Genomic DNA, 21,083 nt, shown 5'->3' with positions numbered 1-21,083 from the left:
GCCTATCCGATGGACAAAACAGAAATAGAAAAACCCCAAGAAGATGAAAAATTTTCAAAAATAAAATCTTTAGCCAAGGAAGCGTATCGATTCTTAGACCAAGGAAGGTTTCGAGAGGCGAAAGAACGTCTTGAAATCCTACTGGAAGAAGATCCGTCCAACACTTACGGGCTAGTGGGCTTAGGCGATTATTATGCCAAAACAAAACAACCTGCAGAAGCGATTATTTATTATCGCAAATGTTTAGCACAAGATTCAACAAATAAATTTTCCCTAATGGGGCTTATGAATTGTTACCGCGATCTTAACAGCCTGAAAAAAATAATAGAAGTAGCGGAAGAATTTCATCATATAACAATTACAGATGCAAGTATTCTCTCAAGAGTGGCGGACGCCCATCGCAAGTTAAAAAACTTCAAAGAATCGGAAGTTTATTATATGGAGGCGCTGCAGATCAATCCGAATGATCAGTATGTGATCGTAGGTCTTGGTCATTTGTTTTTTGCCTGCCAACGTTATACGGAAGCGATCCAATGGTGGGAAAAACTTTTGTCTACCCAACCGAACAATATCAAGATCCTGACGGAGATAGGAAACAGCTACCGAAAGATCAAAGAATTTGACAAGGCGATCATTTATTACGAACGAGCCAAAGAATTGGACGGACGCAATTTTTTCGCTCTATACGGACTTGCGGAATCCTATCGGGGCAAAAAGGCTTTTGAAACTGCGATCCTTTACTGGGAAAAAATTCTGGAATTCGATCCTGAAAACAAACTGATTATCAATCGTTATGCGGACTCGCTGCGGGGTCTCGGCAAATATGACAAGGCATTGGAATGTTTTAATAAAATCCTTGCGAACGGAGACGACTACTTTGCCCTTTTGGGAAAAGCAGCAGCCTTAAAATTGATCGGGGACTTGGACAAAGCGGAAGAAATCTACGTCAATCTTTTGGCCAAATCGCCGAATGATCCGAGACCGGCCCTGGAATTGTCCGATCTCTGGGATTTGATGGGCAAAAAAGTCCAGGCCATTAAAATGTTAGAAGACCTTTCCAAAAAAATTCCATCCAACGAAAGCATCCGAGAAAGAATCGAATATCTAAAAGATTAAAGATCCTCCCGTTTTAGAACTTTTTAATATTGACTAAATCCATTTTAAGATGATCTCTAGGACAGCTTTACCCTTAGAGACATCGATGATGCACAAACAACTGAGCTTTTTTCTATGTACTATATGTACATTATATTTCGCTGGTCTGGAACTAAAAGCGCAGGAATTCGCGCCCTCGGACGGGTGTGAAAAGCCGGCACCTAGAAAAGACCTCCCCTTTCCGATGGATGCCTCAAAACAGCTTTGCAAAAAGGACCTAGCGCAAAAAAACGAGGGTTGGTATCCGACCGGTCTGCCATTAATCAACTCGGATCCGAACGAAGGGATTGGATACGGAGTTCGCGCCTATATGTACAATAACGGCAAAAAAACCGACCCCTTGTTTGAATATACACCTTACCGGTTGCGGTTTTTCGCCCAATATTTCAATACAAACAAAAATGCACAATACCACCAATTGAGTTTGGATATGCCTTTTATCGCAGATACCAAATGGAGGCTGCGGGCGGATGCATTTTTAACAATCACTCCCACCACTCTTTATTTCGGGTTGGGGGAAAATAGTTTAAAACCCCTTTCCTATCTGGATCGAAACCAATCGGACGGAAGATTGATTCAAAATGCAAGTTATATGGATCAGGAAAGAAATTTAACCTATTTCCGACCTGGCATGCCTTCCGACTCCGTGATGTTTGGCGGACGAAACTATTCGGGAATTCCCAGCGGCCAAGGTTATCTTGTGACGGATCGAATGTACAATCGTTACCAGATAGAAACTCCGATGGCGACTGCCAGTGCGGAAAGATCCTATGTGGGAGGGACAGTACGTTTGGTAACCGGCTTGAAGTTTTCAAATAACATTGTCCATACTTACGACGGAAAACTGATACAGGGAAAAGACCCTTTGCTCGGAGGAGATCCGCTCAATTACGGAGCCGAAGTCCCGAATGGAAAGACAAGACTTACGGAAGACAATGAAGCCGGCAAACTTCGCGGATATAATGGTGGTTATGTGAATTCGGTTCGGGTGGGAATTGTTTACGATACAAGAGACTATGAACCGGATCCGAACAGTGGGGTGTTTCTAGAAGCCACTTATGAGAAAAACTCAAAAGCAATGGGCTCCAACTTCGACTTTCAAAAGTATTTTGTTCAGGGTAAATTTTTCTGGAGTCCGTTTCCTAAAATATTTGATAAATTGGTCATCGCCAATCGTTTCGCAATGGGACTTACCGACGGAGATACTCCCTTTTTCGAATATAGAAACCTTTGGGGAACGGAAGGTATGATAGGAGGACTCGGAGGACTTCGAACACTCAGAGGATTCAAACAAGACCGTTTTGTGGGTAGAACGATGGGTTGGGGAAACTCGGAAGTCCGTTGGAAATTCGCAGAAACAAAAATCGGAAGTGAGTATTTTGTATTCAACCTGGTTCCTTTTATGGACTACGGGCGTGTTTGGGACGATGAACACAAAATCGGCTGGAAGGGATATAAATATTCACGAGGGATAGGGTTAAGGATAGCTTGGAATCAAGCGACTATCATCATGATTGATTATGCGAAATCCAGAGAAGACGAACAAACGTTTGTTAACTTCAGTCACGTATTTTGATGAAAACACGGGTAGGGAAATAAAAACCTAAACTTATTTTATTTTTCAAACAGCCGGAATAAAACATGCAAATATTACCTCTCAGGTAATCGACTTTGTCCCCGTTTGGACATTATACTGTTACCTATTGGAGAACAATATGAATCATTCGAACGGGTATTCCCTTTTAAAAAACACATTTCTAATCAATGGATTTCTTTCCGGGGCGACCGGAGTTATCTGTTTGGTTCTGGCAGATTATTTATCTACTCTTTACGGAAACCTTCCCAGCTTATATCCGGAACTAATGGGAGGAGGGCTTGTAGGTTTCGGTGGATTTGTATTTTTTATGGGCAAGAAAGAAAAACCGAATCTTACGATTTCTCATATTATCTTCTATCTGGATGTGGCTTGGGTTTTGGGTACGATAGGACTACTTTCCGCTTTTTTTGAAAACATCCACATCTTCGGATTTGCATTCGCTACTGCGGTGGGCCTTGCCGTTTTAGGATTTGCCATTTTTGAATTCAAAGGAATTCGAAACATAAAGACCCCGGCGAACTAAACTAATCTAATTTTTAATAGTGGAAGCAAGGTATGCCATTGTTTCCGCTGTTTCAATATTATTCGGAAAAAAAGTTTCTATCTTTAACTCTTGTAAGCCCACATCCAAAGGTGTTCCGAACGCGGAAATAACGGATAAAAATGACAAAACCTTTCCTTCAAAAGAAATATCAACCGAAACGAGAGGTAAATTTTCCTTTGGCAAAAACTCGATCTGATCCTTGGGTAAAAATTTGGAAATCCTTTCATACAATTCAAAACTTTCTCTTTTCCCCAAACGAGCTTCCTGTTTCAATCTTCCCAAGAGGAAAGGACACACTTCATCCCAGTTGATGATATGCTTTCGAAATCCATCGGGGTGAAATAATAATTCCATGAGATTTTGGCCGATGACGGGAGAGTCTGAAAAGAAAAACCCGAACAAAGATCGGGCGGCAGTATTGACCCGGAGCACATTCCAACTACCATTTGTTAGTATAGCCGGGTAAGGTTCTTGTTGCTTTAAAATAAAATGAATGGCGTCCGAAACGGACTTCATTTCCGGATCGTCTATCTTCTGATCAGAATACAAGGGAGAAAGACCGGCACCTAACATTAATAAATTTCTCTCACGGAAAGGAATCTCCAAAACATCGGAAAGCCGATGGATCATTTCCTTGCTGGGATTGGCCCTCCCCGTTTCCAAAAAGCTAATGTGTTTGCTCGAAATTTCCGCATCCAAAGCAAGTTCCAATTGGCTTTTTTTGCGAAGCTTTCTCCATTCTCTAAGTTGGTCGCCAAATCCGTTTTTCATTTGGAACTAAAGTATACCAAAGATATGAGTTCGAATCAATGCCTGACTCAGGCAAAAAGGCGAACTTTTTGAAATTAAAAGAATGGATTTTGGAGATCAGATTGATTTTTGCGCAAGGAAATGGTAAAGGGATATTGCCATCTCCGACAATTTTCTATAAATAAGTTCGCCTTTTTGCTAATTAACTAACTTATCCACGATTGATTCCCCACGCCACAGCTTACTATGCGGATTGCGTCAATAAAATTTTATGTGTAAGGGGTTTTTTGAATAGAATCGGCGAATAAAGAGAACTCTTTTACCAAATAGTAAAAATGATCTTTGCCCACTTGTTGGAAAGTGATCGAAGAGCAATAGAATTTGCTTTTCCTTTTGCTCTCTGTGCGTCGTAAAATTGTCTAGCCCATTCCACACGAGTCAATGAATTGAATGCAAGCCAATAAAGAGCGTGTCGTAAATGTTTGTTACACGCACGTCGCATAACAACATGCTTCTACGATTTCCCGCTTTGCCTGGAAATTGGAGATGTTCCTGCATATGCCTGAAAAGCCCGATAATCCCGGAACCTTCTTGATTCATCGGAGAGTTCAGCGAGAAGAGTCGCACCTATCATGGTTCCCATTGCAGGAATGGAACTGAGAATGCGGCTACCGGAATGATTGTTGTAAAGACTATCAATATCTGAATTCATTTTTGCAATCTGATGATCAAGAAGATTGATCTGCTCTATTAAGAGAATACTTTCATTTTCACTCAGAGCTGTTAGATTTATGAAATCACGACTCCAATCAATTCCAATGTAAATAGTTTTCATAAAAAATCTCCGAAAACGGTGCCAAACCCCGAGATCCCATGAATCAAATAATGAAGTTCTTAGCATAAGAAACATCTTACTATGAATGGTGATGATCAGGGAAAAGGCTTCGGGAGAAAGTGAGCCCTGGCAAGTCCTGTGTGCGGACAGATCGCAGCGGAAATCAAACGGAAAACATTCCCCGCTCTTTTTCGCGGAACATCCTGTTCCGACGAAAAAACTCCGGCCATCCTTGGCCTCCGTTACCGCGAGAATTGCTTTCCGTATTTAAGAATGGATCACTTTACTTGTTTTCCGTCTGATTGAAGCGAAGAGCCCGGTCTCCCACCTAATGGATCAAAGGTGAATATCCGATCAATCGGTCGGAGAGGCGCCCAAAACTTACAGAAAAATATTGATCGAAAGATTGCGAAACAAATTGACAACGGAGGAGTATACTGAAATATAGCCAAAAGCTCCAATAAATTGGATAAAAAATCCGATTTAGCAGCATAGGTGGCACGAAAATGGACAATAACACTAAAAAATCGAGAATCGGCAAAGTCGGGCGAGGGATTTCCTTCCTTGCGCTTTTCGCGAGTCTGTCTTTCTCCGGAATCTTCGGGCAAACACTTCTGAACGTCTCTTTTGATCCTACAAGAGAACTTTATGAAGATGTGAATAAACAATTTATAGAAATTTGGAAAAAGAAAACCAAAGCAACCTTGGAAATCCAACAATCCCACGGGGGTTCAGGAAAACAAGCTCGCGCCGTAATCGACGGATTGGAAGCGGATGTGGTAACACTTGCGCTTGCTTATGATATAGACAGTATTGCCGAAAAATCGAAGTTAATCGACGAAAATTGGGAAAAACAATTTCCAAACCACTCCACACCCTACTACTCTACCATCGTATTTTTGGTTCGAAAAGGAAACCCGAAAGGAATCAAAGATTGGGATGATTTGGTAAAACCGGGAACAGGACTCATTACGCCTAACCCGAAAACTTCGGGAGGAGCTCGCTGGAATTATCTGGCCGCTTGGGGATATGCTAAAAACAAGTATAAAACCGAAGAAAAAGCTACAGAATTTATCAAAGCTATTTTTAAAAATACATCTGTGTTGGATACGGGAGCTCGCGGATCCACTACTACATTCGTGCAAAGAGGAATCGGTGATGTCCTAATCACTTGGGAAAATGAAGCCGAACTCGCGTTAGCTGAATCAAGAAAGGAAAACGGCGGAGTTGCCAACTACCAAATCGTATATCCTTCGGAAAGTATCAAAGCGGAAACTCCTATTGCAATCGTATCCAAAGTGACTGCAAAAAAAGGAACTGGCGAAATAGCAAAAGCTTATCTTGAATTTCTCTATACAAAAGAAGGACAAGAGACTATAGCTAAACATTTTTTCCGTCCGATTGATCCTGCCATTCTAAAAGCAAATGCTTCAAAATTCCCGGCTGTAAAGGTTTTTGATATTCGTGAAATCGAAGGATCTTGGAAAAACGCACATAAGAAACATTTTTCTGATGGGGGAATTTTTGATTCGATTTATGAGCAAGGACCAGGAAAGTAACAATTAATTACACTTTTCGCAAATGAATTTAACAATTCGACCTTACTCCAAAACGAGTTTCGGTTTAACCCTCGGAACAACTGTCTTTTACATCAGTATCATGGTGGTTGTTCCGCTTCTGGGACTCTTTTTTAAAACCGCTTCCATCGGCTGGACAGGGCTTTTCGATGTTTTCCAGGAAGATCGGATTCAAAAAGCACTTGTCTTAAGTTTTACGGTGGGGGGAATCTCCGCTCTGATCAACTTGTTCCTCGGATTTTTATTTGCCTGGGTTTTGGTCCGTTATGAATTTCCAGGCCGCAAACTGATCGATACTTTGGTGGATTTACCTTTCACCTTACCAACCGCAGTGGCAGGAATCGCACTTGCTTCCATCTATTCTCAAAACGGATGGATCGGAAAATTATTTGCACCTTTCGATATCAAAATCGCATATACCCCCGCAGGTATTATCATCGCTCTTGTATTTATCGGATTTCCCTTTGTCGTACGTACCGTCCAACCGGTGTTAGAAGATCTACCCAAGGAATTGGAAGAAAGCGCCTATTGTTTGGGTGCGACTCCTTTTCAAACATTCAGAAAGATCATTTTCCCGGAAGTTTGGCCTTCCCTCCTCGCAGGCACGGGAATGGCGTTTGCCCGTAGCATAGGTGAATACGGATCCGTGGTTTTTATCTCAGGCAATCTACCCGGAAAGACGGAAATTCTACCTCTGCTGATTGTCACCAAACTAGAACAATACGAGTATGGAAAAGCCACGGGAATCGCGGTGGTAATGCTTGTGCTTTCTTTCGCCATTATGTTTCTAATCAACTACTTTCAAAGTAGATTCACAAGGAAGTTGTCATGAGAAAAAACAAACTTCCTTTTTCCAAATTTCTACTGATAGGGCTTGCCTATTTTTTTGCCATTTTAGTTCTCATTCTACCGATCGCCACTGTATTTATAGAAGCATTCGCACACGGAATAGATGGTTACGTAAAGGCATTGCAGGACAAAGACACTCTATCTGCTGTTTGGTTGACCATCAAAGTTGCACTCATCGCGGTTCCAGTGAACACATTGTTCGGATTGATTGCAGCATTCACCCTCACTCGCTTCGAATTTCCAGGCAAAAATACAATCATCACCATTTTGGATTCTCCTTTTGCAGTATCGCCCGTTATCTCCGGTCTTATTTTTCTACTCATCTTCGGAAGGCAAGGTTGGCTCGGGGAAACACTGATGGAATACGATATCAAAGTTGTTTTCAATACACCGGGACTTGTTATCGCTACTATTTTTATCACTCTTCCGTTTGTGGCCCGTGAGCTTATTCCTCTTATGCAAAGCCAGGGAAAAGAAGAAGAGGAAGCAGGCATCTTACTCGGGGCGTCTCTTTTTCAAACGATAAGAAAGATCATCCTCCCCAATATCAAATGGGGACTTATGTACGGGATCATTCTATGCAATGCGAGAGCCATGGGGGAGTTCGGGGCGGTTTCCGTTCTTTCCGGACATATCCGCGGAAAAACAAATACTCTTCCTTTGCAGATTGAAATGCTTTATAATGAATACAATTCGGTCGGTGCTTTTTCTGCTGCCACCTTACTCGTGTTTTTATCTTTGCTCACTCTTGTGTTAAAGATCTTTCTCGAAAAAAATATAAGGGTCAAGTAAAATCATATGTCTATTGAAATTCAAAATTTAAACAAATACTTCGGAAACTTCCACGCCCTAAAAGACATCAATCTCTCCATCAAACACGGAGAGCTTGTTGCCCTACTCGGGCCGTCGGGGAGCGGAAAGACGACTCTCTTGAGAATCATCGCAGGACTAGAAGCACCTGACACAGGCAAGGTGGTTTTTCATGATGAAAACCAGTCCGCTTCCGAAGTAAAAAACGGAGAAGTGGGATTTGTATTCCAACACTACGCACTTTTCCGCCATATGAATATTTTCGAAAATGTTGCATTCGGTTTGAAAGTAAGATCATCCAAACTAAGACCTTCCAAATCGGAGATAGAAGACCGGGTTTACAAACTTTTAAAGCTGGTCCAGTTGGAAAATTATCACAAAAGATATCCGAGCGAACTTTCGGGAGGGCAAAGACAAAGAGTTGCTCTCGCCCGCGCACTTGCCATAGAACCGAAATTTTTATTACTGGATGAGCCGTTCGGCGCACTGGACGCAAAAGTCAGAAAGGAACTTCGAACTTGGCTTAGAAGATTGCATGACGAGATCCACATAACAAGCGTTTTTGTTACGCATGATCAGGAAGAAGCTCTGGAAGTAAGCGATTCCGTTGTTATCTTACGAACCGGAAAAATAGAACAGATCGGTAGCCCGGACGAAGTTTACAACAAACCGAAAAGTCCTTTTGTATTCAACTTTCTGGGTGATGTGAATTTGTTTCACGGAAGAGTTCAAGAAGGCAAAGCAAAAATCGGAGACATACATATGGAGACTCCGGAACATTCCGAAGTCAGAGACTCGGAAGCGGTTGCCTATGTTCGTCCCTATGATGTCGAAATCCTTCGTTCCGCACAGGATGGAATTCCCGCAGACATCCAATACATTCATTCCACAGGTAGAAATGTTCGCATCGAGCTGAAACGTTTGGACACAGGCACTCTGATCGAATCCGTTTTGGAGCAGGAAAATTTTCGGGAGCTCAACCTTTTGCCGGGAGAAACTGTCTACCTTAGGATACGAAAGGCCAAAGTATATGTGGACGATTTTACAATTTGATTCCCTGTTTCCCTTAAGCGCGAAACTTCACTCAATATACTTTACAATTCATCCAATAAACAATAGATTGTTTAATATATTGATTCTTTGCCACAGAGATCCTTTCTATGACTATGATTGATCCCGCACCTCTTGAAGCTAAACTGCAAAATCTCGGATTGGAAGAGTCCCTCTCTTTCCTAGACGGGGAATATGGAAGCCAAGCAGTGTTTTCCACAAGTTTCGGTTTGGAAGACCAAGCAATCACACATGCCATCCTTTCCCAAAATCTGAAAATCCGAATCGTCACACTCGATACGGGCAGACTCTTTCGGGAGACCTACGAACTTCATCAGATTACAAATGATAAGTACAAAACCAGGATAGAAACTTATTTCCCGGATGCGGAAAAATTGGAAAAGTTTGTAAACGCAAACGGACCAGATTCATTTTACGCTTCGGTGGAAAACAGAAAAGAATGTTGTCATATCAGAAAAGTAGTCCCCTTGGAACGGGCATTAAACGGTGCCAAGATTTGGATCACAGGAATCAGAAGGGAACAGTCGGGATTCAGGACAGAGATGTCCAAATTCGAAATCGACTCCGCCAAACAAATCATAAAGTATCATCCCATCCTTGATTGGACCTGGGAAGATACGAAAAAATACGTCAAAGATAAAAACATTCCCTACAACCCCCTCCATGACAAAGGTTATCCCAGTATAGGATGTGCTCCTTGCACAAGAGCCATCGAACCCGGAGAAGATTTTCGGGCGGGAAGATGGTGGTGGGAAAACGAATCCGCAAAAGAATGCGGTCTCCACTGGGTGGATGGAAAATTAACACCTAAAAAAGGATAGAACTCATGACTACAAAATCCAAACTCTCCCACTTACAACAGTTAGAAGCCGAATCCATTTATATCCTCAGAGAAGTAGCCGCCCAGTTCGAAAGACCAGCCCTCCTTTTTTCCGGAGGAAAAGATTCCATCACTTTAGTTCATTTGGCTTTGAAAGCATTTCGTCCGGGAAAATTTCCTTTTCCCCTAGTCCATATCGATACAGGACACAACTTCCAGGAAGCATTGGACTTTAGGGACGAATTGGCTGCTAAAATCGGCGAAAAACTAATCGTACGTTATGTACAAGATTCCATCGACCAGGGAAAAGCAGTGGAAGAAAAAGGGAAATTTCCAAGCCGAAACGGAATCCAAACAGTAACACTTCTCGATACAATCGCCGAATTCAAGTTTGACGCTTGTATCGGCGGAGCAAGACGTGATGAAGAAAAAGCCCGAGCCAAAGAAAGAGTATTTTCCGTAAGAGATGAGTTCGGAAGTTGGGATCCGAAATTGCAAAGACCCGAGCTTTGGAATATTTATAACGGCAAAATCCATGTGGGAGAAAATGTAAGGGTATTTCCCATCAGCAACTGGACCGAACTGGACGTATGGGAATACATCCGTGCGGAAAATATCGCATTACCTTCGCTATATTTTTCCCATAAAAGGGAAATTGTATGGAGAGACGATTTGGTTTTTCCTGTCTCGAAATTCATCACATTGGACAACACGGATAAAGTGGAAGAAAAAACGGTCCGATTCAGAACAGTCGGAGATATGACTTGTACTGCTGCAGTTGAATCCGAGGCAAATCATATAGATGATATCATTCGCGAAATTCAGATCTCCCGCACAACGGAAAGAGGCTCCCGACTGGACGATAAAAGATCCGAAGCCGCCATGGAAGATAGAAAAAGAGGGGGTTATTTTTAATGGACTTATTAAGATTTATCACGGCAGGCAGCGTTGACGACGGCAAATCAACGTTAATCGGTAGACTACTCTACGACAGCAAATCGGTTTTCCAAGACCAATTGGATGCGATTGAAAAAGCAGGCCAAGTCAATGGGGAAATCAATCTGGCTTTACTCACAGACGGACTCAAAGCGGAAAGAGAACAAGGTATCACAATTGATATCGCCTATAAATATTTTTCCACACCCAAAAGAAAATTCATCATCGCTGACGCACCCGGACACGTACAATACACCCGCAACATGGTAACAGGAGCCTCAAACTCTGATTTGGCGATCATATTGATTGATGCGAGAAAAGGCGTCATAGAACAAACTTACAGACATTCATATATTGTTTCCTTGCTTCGGATTCCTTATGTGGCCGTTTGCGTCAACAAAATGGATCTGGTTGATTTTTCAGAAGCGAGATTTGAAGAGATTAAAAACCAATACACGGAATTTGCAAAAGACCTTGGACTTGAATCCATAGAATTCATCCCTATCTCCGCATTAAGGGGAGACAATGTAGTCGATCCGTCAACCGATATGAGTTGGTGGAAAGGAAATACATTACTCGGTTACCTGGAAGAAGTGGAAATTCTTTCTGATGAAAAAAAACACCAACCTCGTTTCCCGGTTCAATATGTAATCCGCCCCCAAACGAACGAACATCATGATTACAGAGGTTATGCGGGACAAATTCGCAGTGGAAGTTTCAAAAAAGGCGATGCTATCACTGTTTTACCTAGCGGGTTAAAATCCAAAATCAAATCTATTGATACATTCGCCGGTTCCGTTGATGAGGCCTATGCACCAATGTCAGTTACTATATTACTGGAAGATGATATTGATATAAGCCGGGGAGATATGATCGTTCCTGCGAGCGAGGAACCTTCCGTTTCTCAGGAATTGGAAGCGGATATTTGTTGGATGGATGCAAAATCCCTTTTGCCCGGAAACAAATACCTTCTTCGCCAAACCACAGGTTCGGTGAAATCCGCAGTCAAAGAAATCAGTTTCCGAATCGAAACGCAAACTCACGAAAAGAAACCCGCCGATGGGCTCTCTTTGAATGAAATCGGTCGAATCAAACTAAAAGTCGCCAAACCGATCGCATACGACCCGTACGCGCACAACCGGGGAACGGGAAGTTTTGTTTTGGTGGATGAAGGAACGAACAATACCGTTGCCGCAGGGATGTTGATTTAAAGAAGTAAGTCTTTGTTCGTTCAGAACCAGAATCAACGAAAGTTCGATTTCCTGATCAAAAAGGCGAATGTTTTGCGAAAAAATTAAAGAGAAAAGGACTCCGCATTGGCAAAGATGATTTTTTGTGTTAGGTGTTGGAGTGCGAGCCCACGAGCCACACCCCTATCCCCTTCTTCTGTGCCAATAGAAGAAGGGGAAGTATTCGAAGAATCATCAGCGAAGCTGATCTTAAGGCGCGGGGGCTACCGATTCGCCTAAACAAATTATGTCTCTTAATACTTTACCCGAATACACAGTCCGACCAGTCTAAACGATAGCATTCCATGACAACCGAACCCCAAAACATACTTCTTTTTGACGGAGTCTGCAATCTTTGCAATAATGTCGTTCAGTTCACAATCAAAAGGGATAGAGTGGGCAAATTCAAGTTTGCCGCCTTACAATCCGAAGCTGGCCAAACCCTTTTGAAAAAATTCAACTTGCCCAAAGAAGACTTCGATTCTTTTGTTCTGGTTCAAGGCGACAAATTCTATCTTCGTTCCACGGCCGGGCTTCACGTATTAAAAGAGTTAGGTGGTCATTGGAGAATATTTTACATTCTGATACTTTTTCCATCGTTTCTCCGTGACTTTGTTTATACCCTTGTTGCAAAATCCAGATATAAAATCTTCGGTAGAACGGAATCCTGTATGATGCCAACTCCCGAACTTAAGTCCCGCTTTTTAGATTGATCTGCTAGCCCGTCCAATATCACCAAAAAAATATCCAATATAGCAGAAATGACTTGTAATAAAAAAACAGTCTTTTGAAACTGGAAAAATGGTAGTTCGTAGTACAGTCAAAAAACCTTCGATTTTCGAGAAGACTTTCCTATCCCAAGAAAAACTTCCCATTGTTTACCAAGCAAGAAATGATTCGGATAAGGATTCGATAGCAAATTGGATCAGTAAAAACGAAAAAGAATGGCAACGGGATCTGGGTCTTTACGGCGCCATTTTGCTCCGGGGATTCGGGCTAAAAACCGCCTTGGACTTTGAAGCGGTGGCACTTGCCACAAAAGATAAGTTAGGCGATTTTTACCTGGGAACATCTCCGAGAGACAAACTAACCGATTATGTTTTCACAGCAAGCGAGCTTCCTCCCCACTACCCGATCATGCAGCATGCTGAAATGAGTTTTTTAGACAACCCGCCAAAAAAACTTTTTTTCTTCGCCAAACAAGCAAGCTATTACGGAGGAGAAACTCCTCTTACCGACCTCAGAAAAGTTTATAACCTGATCGATCCTGAAATCAAAAAGAAAATCGAAACAAAAGGGATTCGTTATCAAAGAAAATACGATGGCCCTAGTTCCGGATCAAGATTTTCTTTATGGAAAACAAAACGTTGGGATGAAATGTTTAACACAACTAACATTCCTGAGGTGGAAAAAATTGCAAAAAAAAACCGATTTGAATTGAAATGGGAAGGAGTCGATTCTCTTACCATATTCAATAAACAATCCGGTTTCAGAAAACATCCGAAACTGGGAACCACGGCTTGGCACAACCACACTCAAGTGTTTCACTTTGACACACCGGTGATTGAAGTTTGGAAAATTTTCAAAAGACAAAAAACGTTACGTTCCCTGGGAGTAGCTCTCCTATTAACAGTCATTACTTGGTTTAAAAAACTAGGTGATTCTTCAAATTATGCAATGCATGTTACTTATGGAGACGGAGAAGAATTCACTTCAAAGGAAATCTCTGCCATTTGTAATACATTCTGGGAAAATTTATCGGCATTTCGTTGGGAAAACGGAGATGTTCTCATCATTGATAATTTTTCGGTTTCCCATGGTCGTATGCCATTCAACGGAGATCGGGAAATTTTAGTAAGTTGGACCGTATAAAATGGATCTAAATGATGTTAGGTTAAACTTCAACAAAGACAGTTTATTTTTACTCAATTTGTTTGTGGCTTTTATTATGTTCGGGATTGCACTCGACTTAAAAAAAGCCGATTTTCTCAATTTACTGAAAAACCCGAAACCGGCCTTTGCGGGGATCTTCAGCCAATTTATAATATTACCACTGCTAACGCTCGCTATACTATATACACTCAACCCGCATCCTGGTTTGGCCTTGGGTATGATACTTGTTGCTGTTTGTCCCGGCGGAAACATGTCAAATTTTTTCAGTTTGTTGGCGGGAAGCAATCTGGCTCTTTCGATCGGACTCACCGCTTTCTCCTCTACAGTTTCCGTCTTTACAACCCCGCTTGGATTTTTCTTTTGGGGAAGTTTATACCCCCCTTCCCAAACTTATCTTCGCTCCATAGCTTTGAATCCGAGTGAAATGTTCGTATCCATTTTGTTTATACTGATTACACCGTTGCTTCTCGGAATCGTATTCAGTTACTTCTTTCCCAGAGTCTCAAACAAACTGAAGAAACCGATTCGATATTTCTCCTTAGCATTGTTAGTTGTATTTATCATAGGTGCACTCGCTGCCAACTTGAAATATTTTTTAAGTTATATCCATATCCTTTTCGGATTGGTATTCCTAATGAACGCGGCCGGTTTGTTCGGAGGTTACTTCTTTGCTAAAATCCTAAAGCTACCGATAGCAGACAGGAGAACGATCGCGATTGAAACCGGGATTCAAAATTCAGGACTGGGTCTTGCCCTTGTTTTCGGATTCTTTGACGGACTCGGGAGTATGGCTTTAATTTGCGCTTGGTGGGGAATTTGGCATCTTATCAGCGGTTGGTCGCTTGCTACTTACTGGAACTACCAAGCTAAGAAGGCAAATCAAACCATATAACAAACTACAGACGCCCTCATAAAAAATGAGATCCATCGCGGATTTTCGGGCGCCACTTCCGGCTGTCAGTCGACGGGGCGCTCCTTCCATCCGGGGCGCGAAAAAAGAAACGAATTCAAAAAATAGAATCCGTTTCTTTCCTGAGGCTCTTCTTTAAATGTCAAATGGGGAATTAATTCAAAATTCCGATTCGATTGGTAAAATCACCGAAGGATTCTTTACCGTTACGATCTTTGGAAAAACGTCCGAACAAATTGTCCAGTTCTCCAAGGATTGCAGTCTCATCCAAATTCTCTTTGTATTTTTTATTCAATCTCATCCCTTCCCAATCCGCCCCCAGATGAAGATTGTATCTTCCATAAGCCGTTCCTACAAGCCCAATCTCGGAGATATAAGGTCTAGCGCATCCGTTAGGGCAACCTGTCATCCGAATCGAAATCGGTTCCGATTTCAAGTCATGTTTGGAAAGCAGATCTTCAATTTTATCCACCAAAATGGGAAGGTATCTTTGTCCTTCCGCCAAAGCCAACGAACAGGTGCTTAATGCCACACAAGCTATCGAATTTTTTCGAATGGGAGATGCTTCCGTGGTTTTTTTGTGAACACCGTATTTCACAAGTATGGATTCGATTGTATCTTTATCTTTTGGAAAAATATCGGAAAGAATTACGTTCTGATTGCAAGTGAAACGGAACACAGCCCTTCTTGTTTTGGAAACTTCCAAAAGAGCCGTTTTTAAAAGATAACCGTTTTCATCCAATACCCTACCGTTTTCCACGAAAACAGTATAATGCCAGTTACCTGCTTTATCTTGCGACCAACCGAACTCATCAGTACGGGTTGTGAATTTAAATTCACGCGCCTTTTCAAAACCGATTCCGGTCCTTTTTTCCACTTCGGCTTTATAAAAGTCCAAGCCCAAACGATCAACTGTGTATTTCAATCTGGACAGTTTTCGATCTTCCCTGTTTCCAAAATCTCTTTGAACCGTTACGATCTCATATACGACTTTTAAAATATCTTTTTTAGGAATGTATCCGATTACGGATCCGATCCTCGGATAAGTATCCGGATTTCCGTGAGTAGTTCCGAGTCCGCCCCCGATGGAAACGTTAAATCCCTGCAATACGTCATTTTCAATGATTGCAATAAGACCTATATCATTCGTGAGAATATCAACATCATTATAAGGGGGAATCGCAATTGCTATCTTAAACTTACGGGGCAAATAGAGTTCCTTGTACAAAGGGTCGAGAGGCTCTTCCTTCTCAGCTAACTTCTCTTCATCGAGCCAGATTTCATAATAAGCTCTGGTCTTCGGCAAAAGGGAACGGCTGATTTCTCCCGCGTATGAAAATATTTCTTTGTAGATAGGAGAAGTGGAAGGATTCGCAGTACATGTTACGTTACGATTTACATCCCCGCAAGCGGCAACCGAATCCAGAAAAACCTGGTCAAATGCTTTGATCGTCGGCTTGATCTTTGATTTTAAAATCCCATGCAATTGAACCGTTTGTCTGGTCGTAATTTTTATCGTCCCGGTTGCATTTTGCCCTGCCACATTATGCAAAGCTTCCCAATGAACCGGTCCGATCATTCCGCCGGGGATTCGAAGACGAATCATAAAAGAATACAGTCTTTCCAGTTTCTTTAACGCGCGTTCGTCTCTTCTGTCACGGTCATCCTGTTGGTACATTCCGTGAAACTTCAATAATAATTGATCATCGGAACGAAGGGAACCTGTGTGTTCATCCTTCAAACTTTCAGTCAAGGTTCCGCGTAAGCCCCGACTCAATCTCTTGACTTTCTCGGCTAATGATTCTTTTTTTTCAGGTGTGGACATATGTATTTATCCTTAATAAACGTCTTTTTTATATCTTCCGGACTCTTCCAACTCTTTTAAAAAATCGGAAGCGTCTATCTCGGTATGAAAGGTTCTTCTGGAAAGTATATCAATGAGCTTTGCATCTACGTCTTTACTCATCGGGTCTTTCGATCCGCAAAGATAAATATAGGCGCCTTCTTCAATCCATTTCAAAAGTTCCGCCGCATTTTCTTCCATGCGATCCTGAACATATACTTTCTGTTTGGTGTCGCGGGAAAAAGCGGTATTTAGCCTGTTCAAGAGACCGGTATCCATAAAAGCCTGGAGCTCGGTTTGATAGTAGAAATCGGAGACAAAATTTCTTTCTCCGAAAAACAACCAGTTTTTACCATTCCCTCCTGTAGATTCCCTTTCAAAAAGATAGGAACGGAAAGGTGCAATACCGGTTCCAGGTCCGATCATAATTAAATCGGAGTCAGGCGGAGGAAGCCGGAACGAAGGATTTTTCTGAATAAAAAACTGAATGGACGAACCTTCCGCAAATGAAGAAAGATAGCCCGAGCAAAGTCCCGGTTTCGTACCGGTTCTAGTTTCGATCTCCAATTCGGCAACCGTTAGGTGAACTTCCTTTTCTCCATGTGCGGCGGGAGAAGAAGCAATCGAATAATATCTTGGAACCATAGGTTCCAAAATCTCAAAGATTTTTTTTGAATCAAAACCAGCATCAAATTTAAAATCGGTAAGAAGCGCATCCAAATCTTTTCTACCTGGAACGATAGTCTTGCCTGTTAAGTCCTCGTATTTTTTAATCACTCTTTCCGGTAGAAACCGAATGGAAAGTTTTTTTGTTAAAAGATCTCCGGCCATCCAAGTTTCCCCTTGCCATTGGATTCGATCTTCTTTTCCCAAGCCGAGTAGCCTCAAAACGTCTGCAACTTCCGACTCTGAATTATGCGCAAAAAAACCTGCGCTATCCCCAGGCTCGTAGACAACGGAAGAATCCGCTTTCAATTCGATATGTCTGGTCGATTTGGTAGCGCCAACATCATTTAACACTAAATTGGTGATTACTTTTGCGTCATAGACGGCTCTTCCCGCAGGTTTTGCTGCTTTCTGGTTGGCAGTTGTTTTTGCAGCTACCGTATTCGAAGAACTAATGGCTAGCTTACGAACAACATCGTCAATCCATGGCAGTGCAACCGCTTCATAATCCACGTCACATTTGCCCAGTTCATGAATCCTCGTTCCGCCAAGAGTATTTAACATCGAGTCTACGTCTTCTCCCGTTTTGCAAAATAAAGGATAGGACGTATCACCTAATGCGAGTACAGCGAACTTGAGATTGGACAAAGGGTCCTTCCTTTCTTGCAAACCGGTTACGAAGGATTTTGCAGCTGCAGGCGGATCTCCGTCTCCATGAGTGGAGATAATTACAAAAAAATAAGATTCATCCTCCAAGTCGGAAAGCTTATACTGTTCAGTACTTTTGATTTTTGCAGAATGGCCGGCCGCTTTTAGTTTTTTTACAAATTCAGTGGATAGTTTTTTGGAATTTCCTGTTTCCGTTCCGTAGACCACCGTACAGGAAATAGGTGTCGATCTGACGGATTCAACTTCCGCAGGTAAAAATGCGGTCGTCGCTTCTTCTCCCGCTGAACCGACGACCCTCGTCGCAGTAGGAGGAAGCGCACCTAAGGTTTCCGTAAGTGCTGATAAATATCCATTCATCCATACCCACTCGTCTTTTGTGGTTTCTTTTAAAAGCTGAAGGAATTTGGCTCGTTTGTCATCCGAAAGCATGGAACAGAGGGGTCCTTAAAGATAAATTTAATCCGATGGAGCGAGAATTTTGCGCGAAAGTCCCGAAGGTTCTTAGCGTAATTTGAAATTTGCAGAAAAAATTCAGTAAAACGTCCAAAAGGTCTTATAAATTAAATGATCCATGCAATTCCACCCTAGGGTAAATAAAAAAATGGAAGAATTGTAAAAAATATTGTCATAGTAAGCAATTTTATTCGGATCTTTTAGAAGTTCTTCTGCTCAAACGAACGTTGCATTCAACTTCACAGAGAAAATCTTGACGAAGAAAAGAAACCTAAGTAAACTATATTTAGATGAACACCAAAACCAAGACAGAGGTTTTTGCAAAGTCCGGTCGAGGCTTTGTTAGCTTTGTAGGTGGTGGACCTGGCTCGGTCGACCTATTAACAATTCGCGGGCTTGATCGGATTCAAAAAGCCGAAGTGATTTTATACGATGCACTTCTTGATCCTTCTTATTTGGAAATTTTTCCAAATCATGCAGTCTGTCTCTATGTGGGAAAACGCAGCGGGCAACACTCCCGCACACAGGAAGAAATCAATTCCTTACTTATCGAGTATGCTTTGTCGGACAAAAGGATTGTCCGTTTGAAAGGAGGCGATCCCTCCATATTCGGCCGGTTAGCTGAAGAGTTGGAAGCACTGAAAAAAAATAAAATTCCTTTTGAAATCATTCCGGGGATCAGTTCTGTTACCGCAGGCGCGGCCGCTTTGGAAACATCTCTTACTCTCAGAGGAGTTTCCAGACAAGTGATCATTCTGGACGGCCATACGATTTTAGAAGATGATAAAAGTTGGGCAGGTATGGAAAATTTTCAAGGAACCATTGCCATTCTTATGGGAGCCGGAAAAATTAAAGAACTTGCCGAAAAGCTGATCGACAAAGGGATTTCACCAAACACTCCGATGGCGCTTATAGAAAATCTGTCAGGCAAACATGAAACATTCTCCGTCACAATTCTTGCTGACGCAAGAACCAACGGGATTCAAAAAATTACAACTGGCCCGGGCATTCTTTATATCGGCGAAGCGATTCGTAACCTATTAAATCAAAAAAACCAAGAACAAGTTACAGTTGTAATACGATAACCCTTTGACAAAGAAATACCCCATCTTCCTGAATCTTGAGAATAAAAACGTTCTGTTGATCGGAGGGGGGCTTGCCTGCCTGGAAAAACTCCAAGGTTTGGAGGGGACTCTTGCCCGCATAACAATAATTACTAAAGAAACAAATCCTTTCGTTCAAAAATGGATTGAAGAACACTCGGATATTATTCCGGAAATCAGAGAAGCGAAAGAAGAAGACCTAGTCGGGCGGGATTTGATTTTTATTGCAACAAATGATTCCGAAACAAACAAACGATTCCGACTGCATGCAAATTCCCTCGGGATTTTGGCAAATGCCGTGGATGATCCCCCCAATTGCGATTTTTATTCATCCTCATTGGTAGATTTGGGACCTGTCCAATTTTCCATTTCCACTGACGGGAAATTTGCCGGACTGACAGCCACATTGCGTAAGTTATTCGAAGATATTATTCCCAAAGAAGACGGGGAACTTTTCGAAAGATTGTTTTTGATTCGAAAAACATTGAAAGAAAGATTGCCCGACCAAAATGAAAGACGGGGAGTTTTAAAAAGGGTCATTCGGGAGCTGGAAGAAAAGTATTTCGGAAAATCGGATTTGTGACATAATACATGCGCGGGCGAATCGGTAGCCCCCACCCTGCATAGGGATTGGGGGGAGTGGATCGTGGGCTCGCACCAAAACGCCTAACACAAAAACAATTTCTTGCCAACGCGAATTCTTATTTCACCGATTTTTTTAAAAACAAGTTCGCCTTTTTGCCAATGATCTTCCCTTACTCCTTGAACTTAACGATAATGCTCGTTTGCTGAAACTCATTTTCCCAAAAAGAAGCAAGGGGCAAATTCACAACAACCTTCCCTCCCCCGTCATGGCGGGCAGTCCAATCTCCGGGAGTCCGTGCTTCGGCAAAGACCACATCCTTTATGTTAAACGGTAAAAATATCTCAAATTGAATGTGTTCGGCCAAATTATTAAACCGATAAATATCATCTCTGGTTTTTGCTTCTTTTACCAGGGCCAAAACTTCCTCTCTATTGATTTCAAGAGCTTTCAATAAAGGAGACCCGGAGGATGTATCGATTGTAAAAAGAAACGTGGAATGATCTTCTTCCGATTCTTTATAAATGACAAATCGAATTCCGGGAGGAAGAATAGATGTTATGTTTTTGAACTGAAAGGTTTTTTCCCGTAAAATCAATTCCGTTTCGGAAACAGGAGAAAGATGAGATCCAAGACCAATTGTCGACGGAGTTTTGTTTTTAATTTTTTTTTGGTAAATGGAAAAATTGCCGGAAAGATCCGGATTCAATTTAATCTTAATATTCCCACCCGCACAAAAACTAAGTCCAAAGAGTAAACAACTTAGAATTAGGTATTGTTTCATAAAACA

The 21,083-nt window shown here is 41.9% G+C and carries 21 protein-coding genes; 15 read left to right on the top strand and 6 right to left on the bottom strand.

The annotated features are described in order from the left end of the window. Positions 1–9 precede the first annotated feature (9 nt). From EHS11_RS06130 to EHS11_RS06120, 3 genes are all read left to right on the top strand, one after another. Positions 10–1,116, top strand: a complete 1,107-nt coding sequence (locus EHS11_RS06130; protein WP_135763522.1) for a tetratricopeptide repeat protein — start codon at positions 10–12, stop codon at positions 1,114–1,116. 85 nt (positions 1,117–1,201) lie between these two features. Next, the gene (gene omp85 / locus EHS11_RS06125; protein WP_167884368.1) at positions 1,202–2,731 is read left to right on the top strand and encodes an Omp85 family outer membrane protein; all 1,530 of its coding nucleotides are present in this window, start codon (positions 1,202–1,204) and stop codon (positions 2,729–2,731) included. Positions 2,732–2,870: 139 nt separating this feature from the next. Further along, complete coding sequence (locus EHS11_RS06120; RefSeq protein WP_135763521.1) at positions 2,871–3,275, top strand: hypothetical protein; 405 nt, start codon at positions 2,871–2,873, stop codon at positions 3,273–3,275. A gap of 6 nt (positions 3,276–3,281) precedes the next feature. On the opposite strand, the gene EHS11_RS06115 is transcribed toward EHS11_RS06120, so the two are convergent. The 3 genes from EHS11_RS06115 to EHS11_RS06105 form a co-directional block, all read right to left on the bottom strand. Continuing rightward, entirely contained in the window at positions 3,282–4,067 is a 786-nt protein-coding gene (locus EHS11_RS06115; protein WP_135763520.1) for a helix-turn-helix domain-containing protein, read from the bottom strand. Positions 4,068–4,365: 298 nt separating this feature from the next. Continuing rightward, a complete protein-coding gene (locus tag EHS11_RS06110) occupies positions 4,366–4,548 on the bottom strand; it encodes a hypothetical protein (protein WP_135763519.1) in 183 nt (60 codons plus the stop codon). Positions 4,549–4,560: 12 nt separating this feature from the next. Further along, the gene (locus tag EHS11_RS06105; RefSeq protein ID WP_167884367.1) at positions 4,561–4,881 is read right to left on the bottom strand and encodes a transposase; all 321 of its coding nucleotides are present in this window, start codon (positions 4,879–4,881) and stop codon (positions 4,561–4,563) included. Between the two features lie 506 nt (positions 4,882–5,387). Between EHS11_RS06105 and EHS11_RS06100 the strand changes: the two genes are divergently transcribed. The 10 genes from EHS11_RS06100 (at position 5,388) to EHS11_RS06055 (ending at position 14,958) form a co-directional block, all read left to right on the top strand. Beyond that, positions 5,388–6,440, top strand: a complete 1,053-nt coding sequence (locus EHS11_RS06100; protein WP_135763517.1) for a sulfate ABC transporter substrate-binding protein — start codon at positions 5,388–5,390, stop codon at positions 6,438–6,440. A 22-nt stretch (positions 6,441–6,462) separates the two neighbouring features. Further along, on the top strand, positions 6,463–7,290 hold the full coding sequence (gene cysT, locus EHS11_RS06095; protein WP_135763516.1) for a sulfate ABC transporter permease subunit CysT: 828 nt from the start codon (positions 6,463–6,465) through the stop codon (positions 7,288–7,290). After that, positions 7,287–8,099 carry a sulfate ABC transporter permease subunit CysW gene (gene cysW / locus EHS11_RS06090; RefSeq protein WP_135763515.1) on the top strand — a complete coding sequence of 271 codons (813 nt, stop codon included), beginning with the start codon at positions 7,287–7,289 and terminating at the stop codon, positions 8,097–8,099. The genes cysT and cysW overlap by 4 nt, the downstream gene beginning before the upstream one ends. Before the next feature lie 6 nt (positions 8,100–8,105). Next, the gene (locus tag EHS11_RS06085; RefSeq protein WP_135763514.1) at positions 8,106–9,170 is read left to right on the top strand and encodes a sulfate/molybdate ABC transporter ATP-binding protein; all 1,065 of its coding nucleotides are present in this window, start codon (positions 8,106–8,108) and stop codon (positions 9,168–9,170) included. Between the two features lie 116 nt (positions 9,171–9,286). Beyond that, complete coding sequence (locus tag EHS11_RS06080) at positions 9,287–10,009, top strand: phosphoadenylyl-sulfate reductase (protein WP_135763606.1); 723 nt, start codon at positions 9,287–9,289, stop codon at positions 10,007–10,009. Between the two features lie 5 nt (positions 10,010–10,014). After that, on the top strand, positions 10,015–10,923 hold the full coding sequence (gene cysD, locus EHS11_RS06075) for a sulfate adenylyltransferase subunit CysD (RefSeq protein ID WP_135763513.1): 909 nt from the start codon (positions 10,015–10,017) through the stop codon (positions 10,921–10,923). Then, complete coding sequence (locus EHS11_RS06070) at positions 10,923–12,155, top strand: sulfate adenylyltransferase subunit 1 (protein WP_135763512.1); 1,233 nt, start codon at positions 10,923–10,925, stop codon at positions 12,153–12,155. The genes cysD and EHS11_RS06070 overlap by 1 nt, the downstream gene beginning before the upstream one ends. Positions 12,156–12,478: 323 nt before the next feature. Next, positions 12,479–12,886 (top strand): thiol-disulfide oxidoreductase DCC family protein, encoded by a 408-nt coding sequence (locus tag EHS11_RS06065; protein WP_135763511.1) that lies wholly within the window; start codon positions 12,479–12,481, stop codon positions 12,884–12,886. A gap of 88 nt (positions 12,887–12,974) precedes the next feature. Next, positions 12,975–14,045, top strand: a complete 1,071-nt coding sequence (locus EHS11_RS06060; protein WP_135763510.1) for a TauD/TfdA family dioxygenase — start codon at positions 12,975–12,977, stop codon at positions 14,043–14,045. A gap of 1 nt (position 14,046) precedes the next feature. Continuing rightward, a complete protein-coding gene (locus EHS11_RS06055; RefSeq protein ID WP_135763509.1) occupies positions 14,047–14,958 on the top strand; it encodes a bile acid:sodium symporter family protein in 912 nt (303 codons plus the stop codon). 172 nt (positions 14,959–15,130) lie between these two features. Here the strand turns inward: EHS11_RS06055 and EHS11_RS06050 are convergent, their stop codons facing one another. Next, positions 15,131–16,801 carry an NADPH-dependent assimilatory sulfite reductase hemoprotein subunit gene (locus tag EHS11_RS06050; RefSeq protein ID WP_135763508.1) on the bottom strand — a complete coding sequence of 557 codons (1,671 nt, stop codon included), beginning with the start codon at positions 16,799–16,801 and terminating at the stop codon, positions 15,131–15,133. A gap of 12 nt (positions 16,802–16,813) precedes the next feature. After that, the gene (locus EHS11_RS06045) at positions 16,814–18,583 is read right to left on the bottom strand and encodes a diflavin oxidoreductase (protein ID WP_135763507.1); all 1,770 of its coding nucleotides are present in this window, start codon (positions 18,581–18,583) and stop codon (positions 16,814–16,816) included. A gap of 314 nt (positions 18,584–18,897) precedes the next feature. Here EHS11_RS06045 and cobA point away from each other — a divergent pair, with 314 nt between their 5' ends. Next, the gene (gene cobA / locus EHS11_RS06040) at positions 18,898–19,692 is read left to right on the top strand and encodes a uroporphyrinogen-III C-methyltransferase (RefSeq protein WP_135763506.1); all 795 of its coding nucleotides are present in this window, start codon (positions 18,898–18,900) and stop codon (positions 19,690–19,692) included. Positions 19,693–19,696: 4 nt separating this feature from the next. Continuing rightward, positions 19,697–20,293 carry a precorrin-2 dehydrogenase/sirohydrochlorin ferrochelatase family protein gene (locus tag EHS11_RS06035; protein WP_135763505.1) on the top strand — a complete coding sequence of 199 codons (597 nt, stop codon included), beginning with the start codon at positions 19,697–19,699 and terminating at the stop codon, positions 20,291–20,293. A gap of 172 nt (positions 20,294–20,465) precedes the next feature. Here EHS11_RS06035 and EHS11_RS06030 read toward each other — a convergent pair whose 3' ends face one another. Beyond that, a complete protein-coding gene (locus EHS11_RS06030) occupies positions 20,466–21,077 on the bottom strand; it encodes an LBF_1134 family protein (RefSeq protein ID WP_135763504.1) in 612 nt (203 codons plus the stop codon). Positions 21,078–21,083: the final 6 nt, after the last annotated feature.

The sequence above is a fragment of the Leptospira ilyithenensis genome, assembly GCF_004771005.1.
In the GTDB taxonomy this organism is placed as follows: Bacteria; Spirochaetota; Leptospiria; order Leptospirales; family Leptospiraceae; genus Leptospira_A; species Leptospira_A ilyithenensis.
The sequence above is the reverse complement of the archived record's forward strand: the minus strand, read 5'-3'. Positions and strand labels throughout refer to the sequence as shown.

What these genes read in the sequence shown, in the direction of transcription:
- EHS11_RS06130 (WP_135763522.1), top strand. Translation starts at nt 10, where the DNA reads ATGGACAAAACAGAAATAGAAAAACCCCAAGAAGATGAAAAATTTTCA.
- omp85 (WP_167884368.1), top strand. Translation starts at nt 1,202, where the DNA reads ATGATGCACAAACAACTGAGCTTTTTTCTATGTACTATATGTACATTA.
- EHS11_RS06120 (WP_135763521.1), top strand. Translation starts at nt 2,871, where the DNA reads ATGAATCATTCGAACGGGTATTCCCTTTTAAAAAACACATTTCTAATC.
- EHS11_RS06115 (WP_135763520.1), bottom strand. Translation starts at nt 4,067, where the DNA reads ATGAAAAACGGATTTGGCGACCAACTTAGAGAATGGAGAAAGCTTCGC.
- EHS11_RS06110 (WP_135763519.1), bottom strand. Translation starts at nt 4,548, where the DNA reads ATGCGACGTGCGTGTAACAAACATTTACGACACGCTCTTTATTGGCTT.
- EHS11_RS06105 (WP_167884367.1), bottom strand. Translation starts at nt 4,881, where the DNA reads ATGAAAACTATTTACATTGGAATTGATTGGAGTCGTGATTTCATAAAT.
- EHS11_RS06100 (WP_135763517.1), top strand. Translation starts at nt 5,388, where the DNA reads ATGGACAATAACACTAAAAAATCGAGAATCGGCAAAGTCGGGCGAGGG.
- cysT (WP_135763516.1), top strand. Translation starts at nt 6,463, where the DNA reads ATGAATTTAACAATTCGACCTTACTCCAAAACGAGTTTCGGTTTAACC.
- cysW (WP_135763515.1), top strand. Translation starts at nt 7,287, where the DNA reads ATGAGAAAAAACAAACTTCCTTTTTCCAAATTTCTACTGATAGGGCTT.
- EHS11_RS06085 (WP_135763514.1), top strand. Translation starts at nt 8,106, where the DNA reads ATGTCTATTGAAATTCAAAATTTAAACAAATACTTCGGAAACTTCCAC.
- cysD (WP_135763513.1), top strand. Translation starts at nt 10,015, where the DNA reads ATGACTACAAAATCCAAACTCTCCCACTTACAACAGTTAGAAGCCGAA.
- EHS11_RS06070 (WP_135763512.1), top strand. Translation starts at nt 10,923, where the DNA reads ATGGACTTATTAAGATTTATCACGGCAGGCAGCGTTGACGACGGCAAA.
- EHS11_RS06065 (WP_135763511.1), top strand. Translation starts at nt 12,479, where the DNA reads ATGACAACCGAACCCCAAAACATACTTCTTTTTGACGGAGTCTGCAAT.
- EHS11_RS06060 (WP_135763510.1), top strand. Translation starts at nt 12,975, where the DNA reads ATGGTAGTTCGTAGTACAGTCAAAAAACCTTCGATTTTCGAGAAGACT.
- EHS11_RS06055 (WP_135763509.1), top strand. Translation starts at nt 14,047, where the DNA reads ATGGATCTAAATGATGTTAGGTTAAACTTCAACAAAGACAGTTTATTT.
- EHS11_RS06050 (WP_135763508.1), bottom strand. Translation starts at nt 16,801, where the DNA reads ATGTCCACACCTGAAAAAAAAGAATCATTAGCCGAGAAAGTCAAGAGA.
- EHS11_RS06045 (WP_135763507.1), bottom strand. Translation starts at nt 18,583, where the DNA reads ATGCTTTCGGATGACAAACGAGCCAAATTCCTTCAGCTTTTAAAAGAA.
- cobA (WP_135763506.1), top strand. Translation starts at nt 18,898, where the DNA reads ATGAACACCAAAACCAAGACAGAGGTTTTTGCAAAGTCCGGTCGAGGC.
- EHS11_RS06030 (WP_135763504.1), bottom strand. Translation starts at nt 21,077, where the DNA reads ATGAAACAATACCTAATTCTAAGTTGTTTACTCTTTGGACTTAGTTTT.